Origin of the sequence: Shewanella sp. TC10 (genome assembly GCF_009663145.1) — a bacterium.
In the GTDB taxonomy this organism is placed as follows: Bacteria; Pseudomonadota; Gammaproteobacteria; order Enterobacterales; family Shewanellaceae; genus Shewanella.
The window spans coordinates 21320-29913 of record NZ_VKHR01000065.1 but is presented as its reverse complement, the minus strand read 5'-3'; the positions used below and the strand labels follow the sequence as shown (position 1 = coordinate 29913).

Sequence of the window (8594 nt, the reverse complement as noted above, 5' to 3'; positions counted from 1 at the left end):
AACGCAAACCACTAAATAAACTCATTACCCCGCCTTGACTAAAGCCAGCCAAAACAATGTTTTCAGCTGAAATACCAGCTTCTATTTGTTCATTAATCAATGCTTTAACTGCTTGCTCTGACGCCAAAACCCCTGTGATATCCGCTCGGTCATGAAGATCCATACTTTTGATGTCATACCAAGAACGCATGATATAACCACCGTTAATCGTCACAGCTTGCTCAGGTGCATGGGGAAAAATAAAACGAATGGTATGATTTTGCGGTAAACCTAAAACAGGCACCACTGGCGCAAAACCAGCGCCTGAATCTCCAAGGCCATGAAGCCAAATAACACAGGCTGTTGCTGGAGTGGATGGTTCTATAGTGATACGTTCTAGTGCGGTTGTTGCAGACGGCATAGTTTAATCCTTTATTATTTCTTGCCGCTATCTTAACTGAAACAATTTAACTCGTTAACCCTTATATTTTGCAGGCGTTTGAGCAATAAAAAAGGTAGCCTAAGCTACCTTTTTTTACCTATTATCTAAACAATAGTTTTATTGTTATAGCTTATTGAGCACAGCTCTTAACTTCTGAACCATTACGGTAGAAGTTTAACTGTCCTGCTACTGGAGCATAATCTTCAGCAGAGATTTCAGGGTTAGCTACAAAGTACTCACGGAATACCGCAGCGTCAGTTAACTGAGTATCAATATAGTTCGGGTGTTGGTTAATCACAGGGTAATCATCACCACCAGCGGCACTAAAGTGAATCACTGAGAAGGTATAATTTTCAGCAGCGTCAAATGCACGGCCACCTAAGCTTGCGATATCTACAGTTCCCGCGTCACAATCAACATCCATCGCAACTTTATTTAATTGTGGGTAACCACCACCAGTTTTAACTGCGATATCAGCAAGATAAGCTTCAACTTCAGTACCAGTCATCGTTACGTATGCAACAAAGTTTCCGAAAGGTTGAACAGTCAGTACGTCACGGTAAGAAATATCACCTTCTGCAATAGATGCGCGTACGCCACCTGAGTTCATTACGCCAAAGTCAGCAGTAACATTAAAGTTTTGCGTCACAAACTCTGAATAAGCTGTAGTCAGTAAGTTACCTAGGTTAGTTTGCTCTACACGAACAACTTCACGGTCACCTTCTAGTTTGCCATCAGTGTATGAAATCACTACATCAAGTAGCTCTTGTCCACGCTCTTGGTAAGGCTTGAGCATGTCATAAACTGTTTGGTTCTTCTCGATCTCTTCAGTAATAAATACTAAATCGCCGTTATCATCTTCTTCTTTTAAGTTGATAGGGATTAAAGAGTAGTTTGCTAATGTTAGCTCGCCATCCATGTATTCAAAGTCTGCGCGGCCAACATACTTGCCCCATTCATGAGCTTGCATGATATATGTGCCATTTTGCTGATCTGGCTTACATTCATTACCAGGGGTAAAGTCAGCGTAATCATCGCCTTCCATACAAACAGGGTTTTGTGAATGACCACCAATAATTGCGTGTAACTGACCTTCTTCAACTGAACGCGCTAACATCACATCGCCAGGCGCTTCAGTGCCATGGTTACCATCTGCATAATGACCCATATGCGTCACAGCAAATACCATATCCACTTCTTCATTTGCTTCGATTTCAGCTAATACTTTCGGTAGTTCTTCTTGTGGATCAGTAAACTCTAAGTTTTCAACGTTTTCAGGGTTAACGATTTTTGGAGTATCTACTGTAGTGAAACCAATAATAGCCACTTTAAGGCCGTTAATTTCGAATACACGGTATGGTTCAAAGTAGCGCTCTTCTGCATTTTTGTCGTAGATGTTAGCAGCAAGCATTGGGAAATTAGCTAGAGTTGCTTGCATATCTAAAGTGCTTAATGGGTTATCAAACTCATGATTACCAACCGCCATTGCGTCATAACCAAGTAAGTTCATCCCAACAAAATCAGGGATAGCTTCTTGCATGTCAGACTCAGGGACACCAGTGTTAATATCACCACCTGATAAAAGAATCGTTTCGTTACCACGACCTTCTACTTCAGCTCGAATTTGGTCAATAACTGTTTTACGTGCAGCCATACCATATTCGCCATCGCTGTTTTCCCAGAAGCGACCGTGGTTATCATTGGTATGAATAACGGTAAAGCTAGTACAAGCATCGCCAGCAGCTTCACATGCTGTTTGATCTTTATCGTCATCACTATTACTACATCCAGACAATGCTGCTATGACAGCCGTTGCCACTAATCCTTTGTATAATGTATTTTTCATTATCTAACCCCTAAAACCTTTTTATAGTTACGAGCTACCCAGCTCTGCGCAGAATGGTAGCAAACACTGAACTATTTACATGTCATTTTAATTACAAAATGTGACATTTAACCCTTTAATAACAATAAGTTACAGTAAGCGTTACAACTACAACAAAGACAATAATTATTGGACGTTCAATTAGCATGAACGCTAAATAAAACAATCTACAAATATGCTAGTTAAGCCTTTATTTACACATCATTTTAAGTAGAACACCCTGCTCAATCGATTGTCTGTTTATGTAAACATCCACAATAGCCTTTTACATTTAGAGCTAAATCACGGTTTGACATTTTTTCTCCATGATGTAGTTCAAATTTATTCAGTACCCAAACCGTCCAAGTTAATCGAATGAAAGAGACTAATTTATGAGGTTTTATTCGATTTACTGCTGTTCTAAGATTAATTTTTAGCATTAATCTATAGAGGGTTCACATGGGGTTATTACAGAATGGTCAGTGGGTTGATCAATGGTATGCCACCAAAGAAAACGGCGGTAAATTTCAGCGAGAAGACGCCCAATTAAGGAATTGGATCACAGAAGATGGTCTTGCTGGCCCTAATGGGTTAGCGGGTTTTAAAGCTGAGTCAGGCCGTTATCATTTGTATGTTTCATTAGCCTGCCCTTGGGCACATCGCACTTTAATTTTTCGCGAGTTAAAACAGTTAACCGAGCACATCAGTGTCACCGTGGTTGAACCTCATATGTTATCAAACGGCTGGGAATTTAAAGGACCTAATCAGTCAAAGAGCGCGCTAGCCATTGATGGCGCACAAGTCGATCCGTTATTTGCTAAAGACTTTATGTATCAAATATATCAACAGGCTAAGCCTGACTATAACGGACGAGTGACGGTGCCGGTATTATGGGATAAACAGCAAAATACCATAGTGAGTAACGAATCCTCAGAAATCATCAGAATGTTTAACTCAGCGTTTAATAAAGTGACTGGCAATACAGAAGATTATTATCCGTTAGCACTTCAATCAGAAATAGATTCATTAAACGAGCTTATTTACCCCAACATCAATAACGGGGTTTACCGCTCAGGCTTTGCGACCACTCAACAAGCCTATGAAGAAGCTGTAATGCCATTATTTGACACACTAGATACCTTAGAGGCTTTATTGGCTAACAAGAGGTATTTACTGGGTAATCAAATCACTGAAGCTGATTGGCGATTATTTACGACGCTTATTCGTTTTGACTGCGTGTATGTGGGACATTTTAAAACTAACTTACGTACGATTGAATCTTATCCAAATCTGTCGGGATATTTACGCGACTTATTTCAGCAACCGGGTATCGCAGAAACGGTTAATTTTGAGCATATAAAGCAGCATTACTACTTTAGCCACCAGCAAATCAATCCCACACAAGTGGTCCCAGCTGGCCCTATCATTGATTATATGCGTCCCCATAACCGAGATAGTTTATAGGTAACTGTTATGCTACTGATTTTATTCAGTAAACATCAGTCTCTAATTGAATGACTAAAAGCATCAGAATGAACATTATTCTGGTGCTATGCCCATCACTTCAATCACTTCATAAAACTGTTGGTTATTATCAAGCTGAATACTCCAGCGCACAGCACCCGCGTCTGCAATGAGTAACAATCTGTCAGCAATACACTTCATATCATCAACCATTGCGGTTAATACAATATTATTCACATTCAAACGGCATTGTAATTCAAATGGAGTGACCACTAATTTGCCTTGTGAAAATTCAATAATCATTAATATATTCCAGCCTAAAAATATAAAATCCCAAGTGAATTAATCACTTGGGATTATTGTTCTAACATCAGAATTATTTAGCTTAAATTTGCCAAATTAGTGCTGATGACCACCTTCACCATGTGAGTGACCGTGTGCGATCTCTTCATCGGTAGCTTCACGAACATCAACTACTTCAATATCAAAAGTCAATTCACGACCCGATAAAGGATGGTTAGTATCGATAGTTGCCATAAACTTACCGACTTTAACCACTGTCACTTGGCGTTGACCTTGTTCAGTATTAACAATCGCTGGCATACCCGCTTTCCATACTTTAGCGCCTTGTAGATGCTTGACAGAAACGCGCTGTTCAGCCGCTTCCATGCGCTCGCCGTAAGTAGCAGCTGCAGGAGGTGTTACACTAAATTTAGCACCCGCTTCTTTGCCAGTAATAGCATCTTCAATACCTGGCATCATGTTGTCATGGCCATGTAAATAAGCGATAGGCGATCCGCCTTCGTTAGTTTCAATCACTTCGCCTTTCTCATCGCGAAGCGTGTAGTTGAAACGTACAACCATATTATCTTGAGCTGTCATCGAATGTCCTTAATTTACTTCGATTTCAATAATTGCCGCAGCTTAACAAATCGAATACCAAGCTGCCAGCAAAAGCAGAACCTTATTACGTTCTGCTAATATTGAGTGGTGAACAAAAGTAAATGACACTCTCTTAGCAATACTGTGTTGTCATCACTCACTTTAAAGCTTATTGACTCAGCGTCATACCGAGCGCTTCAAAGGTTTTTTCATCGGGGAACCCATCAGCAACTAGATTTTTACTACGCTGAAAAGCTTGCACGCCTGCTATCGAGTTTCTGCCTAATACTCCGTCAGGTTTACCAACATCAAACCCTAATTCATTAAGCTTAGCCTGCATCACCTTAATATCACTGCGGTTAAACATCCCATGCTCTGGCGCACTAACATGAAGTGGCACAGCGCCATTAATTCTGTCAGCTAAATGGCCTACTGCGATGGCATAAAACTCTGAACGGTTCCAACGCATAATCACATCAAAATTGTCGTAACCTAGGAATGCTGGGCCAGTGTGACCCGATGGCACATATAACGAAGCTTCCATATCAGGGGTTGATAAAGGTTTACCACTTGTTTGGGTGATATTCATCTCAGCCCACTGAGTTAGTGGCTGTGGATGTTTAGGACCTAAATATTGATAGTCGTAATCCGCAGGTAAACTGACTTCTCTGCCCCAACGCTCGTTTGCTTTCCAACCTAGTTGTTGTAAAAAGTTAGCAGCTGAGGTTAAAGCATCTGCTGTGCTATTCCATAAATCGACTTTGCCATCACCATCACCATCAACCGCATATTTGGCATAATTAGTTGGCATAAATTGAGTATGCCCCATAGCACCGGCCCATGAGCCCACCATAGTGGCATCATCAAAGTTATACTTTTCTTTCAGTTTCAAAGCCTGCATTAACTCATTAGTAAAATAGTTACTACGGCGAGGATCGCACGCTAATGTGGCTAAAGAGTTGAGCACAGACATCTTGCCTTTATAGCCGCCAAAGTTAGTCTCTAAGCCCCAGAACGAAATAATATATTGACCTGGTACGCCATATTCTTTGGTTAATTTATTTAATAACTCGCGGTTTTCAGCAAGTAAGCGACGACCTTCCTTAACGCGCCAATCAGTGACACGTTTATTAAAGTAATTGCCAAAGGTCTGACTAAATTCTGGTTGTTGATTATCGAGTTCAATCACTCGGGGAATAAATTTAAGGTTGGCAACACTGGTATTGATCGTTTGTTCAGACAAACCTTCACTGCGAGCTTTGACTTTAAGCTTATCAACACATTGAGAAAAATCGTCAGGTGCTGCAATCGATTGAAGACTAACAAAGCAACTAGAAACTAATAACGCTGACTTAATAAACGGGGAAAATTTAAAACGCACCATAAATGAATACTTCTACAAATAATGACTGTCCACATCGTGACTGATAGCGATTCAGGAAACAAGAGCCTTTAAGTCTTAAATATTGAAAATATGTGTTTATCTGGTTAATTTCAGTTCATGTTTGCATTGATATTGTCACATTAGCTTAATAGTGTTTTGTATTGATTAGAGTTACCGTATAATCGTCACGTTAATTGAATTCATCAAAGAGACTAATCATGATTGAACAAACCCCTGCTGTTGCAAGCTTTATTGAGAACGTTAAAGAACATCAAGTCCTATGGGGCTTAGCGGATGAAACGGGCGAAGGTTGGGTTGTATGTGACTCTTCTGAATTCGAAGAAACCGACGTCATGCCGTTATGGTCAACTGAAGCTGCAGCTTCAAGCCATTGCACTGAAGAGTGGGCAGAGTACAAAGCAGTTAAAATTAGCCTAAATGAATTTTTAGAATACTGGGTTGGCGATTTAAACGAAGACGGTGTACTCGTTGGTTTAGATTGGATTGCTGATGAAGAATGCATCGAAGTTGACCCAATTGTACTAGCAAAAGAATTAGTTGACGTAGAAGCGGAATAATCTCTGCTCATCAAGTTGCGACAGCATAAAGTTGCTACGACATAAAGCTGCTAGAACATTCGTAAAATATAACGAATTTCAGCAGCTTTTTTATTGAATCCATTTTTACCAATAGGTCAGCTGTGAACCATTTACCGCCTTTAGTTGAAGTCCCTTTTGATTTACGCCATCAATGTTGGTTTTGTGCTGAACCGTCTAATGATGTTTTTAGTTATTACGCTAAACCGAGTACACCGCACCCTTCCCTAACTGTTCCCGCTTGCAGCGAATGTGCCCGCTTAGCTAAAAAGAATCCACTAACATCAATTTGGGATTGCCGCGACGGCGTAAAAGATGAGCTAATGAAGATTTACCATAAAGATTTAGCCATTGGGATTAACTGGACTGAAGAAGAACTAGAAGAATCAGGCTTTGATTGCCGTATTCTTTCAGGCTTTAAAGAAAGTGCATGGATGATGTACAACATAGCTAAAGGCCGTATTAACGCAAAAGGTTGGCCATTAGTACTTAATGCTGTGGATATTGAACAAGGCTACAGCGGTCAGTTTGAGTTTGATGGTTTAACCTTTAATTCTCTTACTAAAGCGATAAACCATTATTGCGATACATTAATGCTCAACAAATATCTGTTAAGTGAATTACTTAATATTGTCGGTAAAGAGAAATTCGCCTACGCGGTCAGATTATGCCGAATGAATATTGGCATCACCAAAGAACATCAAAAGCTGCTGCTACAGCAAGTAAAAGAAGAGTTTGAACAGTAATCTAGGCAATATTCAACACGTGCAAAGGTATTATGCAAAGGATGATGGTTAACGTCTCAATCAGAAGAGTTGGTTAAAATTAGCGACGCAGGAGTAAAAGCCAAGCGTTTTGCGTCCTGCTGAATTTACTTGTTAGCTGAATTTATACTTTTACCATATAAAGGCAATTTTCCAGTGGTATTTCATCAGGATAATCCGCTACTGAAAACCCTAGCTTTGTATAAGCTTGGATTGCACTTTTATTACTCCCTAATACAAATAGTGAGCACGAATCAGTTTTTAACTCTGATTTACCCAAAACACTCAAGTCCTGTATTAAACAGGAAACAATTCCTTGACCGCGAAAATGAGGACTCACAACAAGCCTACCGAGATGGCACTTATCAAGTCTCAGATAATATTGCCCAAATGCCAATAATTTCCCTTCACGGGAAACTAATGAAAATGACTTTAGTGAATCTAATTTCAAGTCTGCTTTAAAAGAATTTAAATCAAATGGATACCTAAAACCAGGGCCAGACCAAATACTTAATTCTTCCTCTGTAGAAAACCAAGACATCAATTCAATAAAGTTTGCATCAGAAGGTTGAGTTAAACGCATATTCACCTTACGCCCATATTAAGGTTTTTTAAGTTTGCTAAAATTGTGTAGCGAAATAGAACCGAGCAAACTGTAAAAAGTTCCGCTTTAACTATTTGTTATATTTTGTTTTTCACTAAACGTGAGTGGTAAACATCAAGCTCTTTACACACTTCTCGATGCTTGGTATCAGCTTTCGCAAATTTATCGCGACAAGCTTGAGTAAAACCATCATCTTTGCCCCAATCTTTAGCGGCTCTCATTTGATTATCCATCTCTGCTAAGTAACCACTTTTTAAATCGAGGAGGGCTTTGAAGCGATTCAGCTCATTTGCTTTTTTAGCTTCCTTAACAGCCCTGCGAGCATACAAAGCTGATAAGCCTGCAATTAAAACAGCAATAATTGATATGGTTTCAGCTGACATAATGCCAAATTCTCCTAGAAATATAACAGCTGTATAGTCCGCATGTGCATTTATTACGTCAGACCACTAAAATGCGCAACACTAAATAATTGAATTTAATTACATTACTCAAAAAAACTTCAATATACCAGCCATCAAAATACGCATGCGCATTTATTATGCGCAATAATCTAGAGCCTAAAAATTAAGGTATTGTTTTTATTACCTTAAATAGTATGGCAATAAATAAGTG

General features: G+C 39.5%; 9 protein-coding genes and 1 pseudogene. 3 read left to right on the top strand and 7 right to left on the bottom strand.

The window, feature by feature from the left end; translation table 11 throughout:
- Positions 1–400 (bottom strand): annotated as a pseudogene (locus FNZ24_RS18280) (carboxylesterase); the annotation flags it as partial.
- Positions 401–551: 151 nt separating this feature from the next.
- Positions 552–2267, bottom strand: coding sequence for a bifunctional UDP-sugar hydrolase/5'-nucleotidase UshA (ushA, locus tag FNZ24_RS18275; RefSeq protein WP_153916271.1), 1716 nt, complete (start codon positions 2265–2267; stop codon positions 552–554).
- A gap of 477 nt (positions 2268–2744) precedes the next feature.
- Between ushA and FNZ24_RS18270 the strand changes: the two genes are divergently transcribed.
- The gene (locus FNZ24_RS18270; RefSeq protein WP_153916270.1) at positions 2745–3749 is read left to right on the top strand and encodes a glutathione S-transferase family protein; all 1005 of its coding nucleotides are present in this window, start codon (positions 2745–2747) and stop codon (positions 3747–3749) included.
- 75 nt (positions 3750–3824) lie between these two features.
- On the opposite strand, the gene FNZ24_RS18265 is transcribed toward FNZ24_RS18270, so the two are convergent.
- From FNZ24_RS18265 to FNZ24_RS18255, 3 genes are all read right to left on the bottom strand, one after another.
- Positions 3825–4052 carry a DUF3389 family protein gene (locus FNZ24_RS18265; RefSeq protein WP_153916269.1) on the bottom strand — a complete coding sequence of 76 codons (228 nt, stop codon included), beginning with the start codon at positions 4050–4052 and terminating at the stop codon, positions 3825–3827.
- 96 nt (positions 4053–4148) lie between these two features.
- Entirely contained in the window at positions 4149–4631 is a 483-nt protein-coding gene (locus FNZ24_RS18260; RefSeq protein ID WP_153916268.1) for an FKBP-type peptidyl-prolyl cis-trans isomerase, read from the bottom strand.
- Between the two features lie 169 nt (positions 4632–4800).
- Positions 4801–6015: a lytic murein transglycosylase gene (locus FNZ24_RS18255; protein WP_153916267.1), complete on the bottom strand. Its 1215-nt coding sequence runs from the start codon at positions 6013–6015 to the stop codon at positions 4801–4803.
- A 218-nt stretch (positions 6016–6233) separates the two neighbouring features.
- Here FNZ24_RS18255 and FNZ24_RS18250 point away from each other — a divergent pair, with 218 nt between their 5' ends.
- Positions 6234–6593 carry a DUF2750 domain-containing protein gene (locus tag FNZ24_RS18250; RefSeq protein WP_153916266.1) on the top strand — a complete coding sequence of 120 codons (360 nt, stop codon included), beginning with the start codon at positions 6234–6236 and terminating at the stop codon, positions 6591–6593.
- Positions 6594–6715: 122 nt separating this feature from the next.
- Complete coding sequence (locus FNZ24_RS18245; protein ID WP_153916265.1) at positions 6716–7357, top strand: hypothetical protein; 642 nt, start codon at positions 6716–6718, stop codon at positions 7355–7357.
- 142 nt (positions 7358–7499) lie between these two features.
- Here FNZ24_RS18245 and FNZ24_RS18240 read toward each other — a convergent pair whose 3' ends face one another.
- Together FNZ24_RS18240 and FNZ24_RS18235 are read right to left on the bottom strand one after the other, a co-directional pair.
- Positions 7500–7958 (bottom strand): GNAT family N-acetyltransferase, encoded by a 459-nt coding sequence (locus FNZ24_RS18240; RefSeq protein ID WP_153916264.1) that lies wholly within the window; start codon positions 7956–7958, stop codon positions 7500–7502.
- Positions 7959–8056: 98 nt separating this feature from the next.
- Positions 8057–8362: a hypothetical protein gene (locus tag FNZ24_RS18235; RefSeq protein ID WP_153916263.1), complete on the bottom strand. Its 306-nt coding sequence runs from the start codon at positions 8360–8362 to the stop codon at positions 8057–8059.
- Positions 8363–8594: the final 232 nt, after the last annotated feature.

Coding starts and splice junctions, on each gene's coding strand:
- ushA (WP_153916271.1), bottom strand. CDS start 2,267: ATGAAAAATACATTATACAAAGGATTAGTGGCAACGGCTGTCATAGCA.
- FNZ24_RS18270 (WP_153916270.1), top strand. CDS start 2,745: ATGGGGTTATTACAGAATGGTCAGTGGGTTGATCAATGGTATGCCACC.
- FNZ24_RS18265 (WP_153916269.1), bottom strand. CDS start 4,052: ATGATTATTGAATTTTCACAAGGCAAATTAGTGGTCACTCCATTTGAA.
- FNZ24_RS18260 (WP_153916268.1), bottom strand. CDS start 4,631: ATGACAGCTCAAGATAATATGGTTGTACGTTTCAACTACACGCTTCGC.
- FNZ24_RS18255 (WP_153916267.1), bottom strand. CDS start 6,015: ATGGTGCGTTTTAAATTTTCCCCGTTTATTAAGTCAGCGTTATTAGTT.
- FNZ24_RS18250 (WP_153916266.1), top strand. CDS start 6,234: ATGATTGAACAAACCCCTGCTGTTGCAAGCTTTATTGAGAACGTTAAA.
- FNZ24_RS18240 (WP_153916264.1), bottom strand. CDS start 7,958: ATGCGTTTAACTCAACCTTCTGATGCAAACTTTATTGAATTGATGTCT.
- FNZ24_RS18235 (WP_153916263.1), bottom strand. CDS start 8,362: ATGTCAGCTGAAACCATATCAATTATTGCTGTTTTAATTGCAGGCTTA.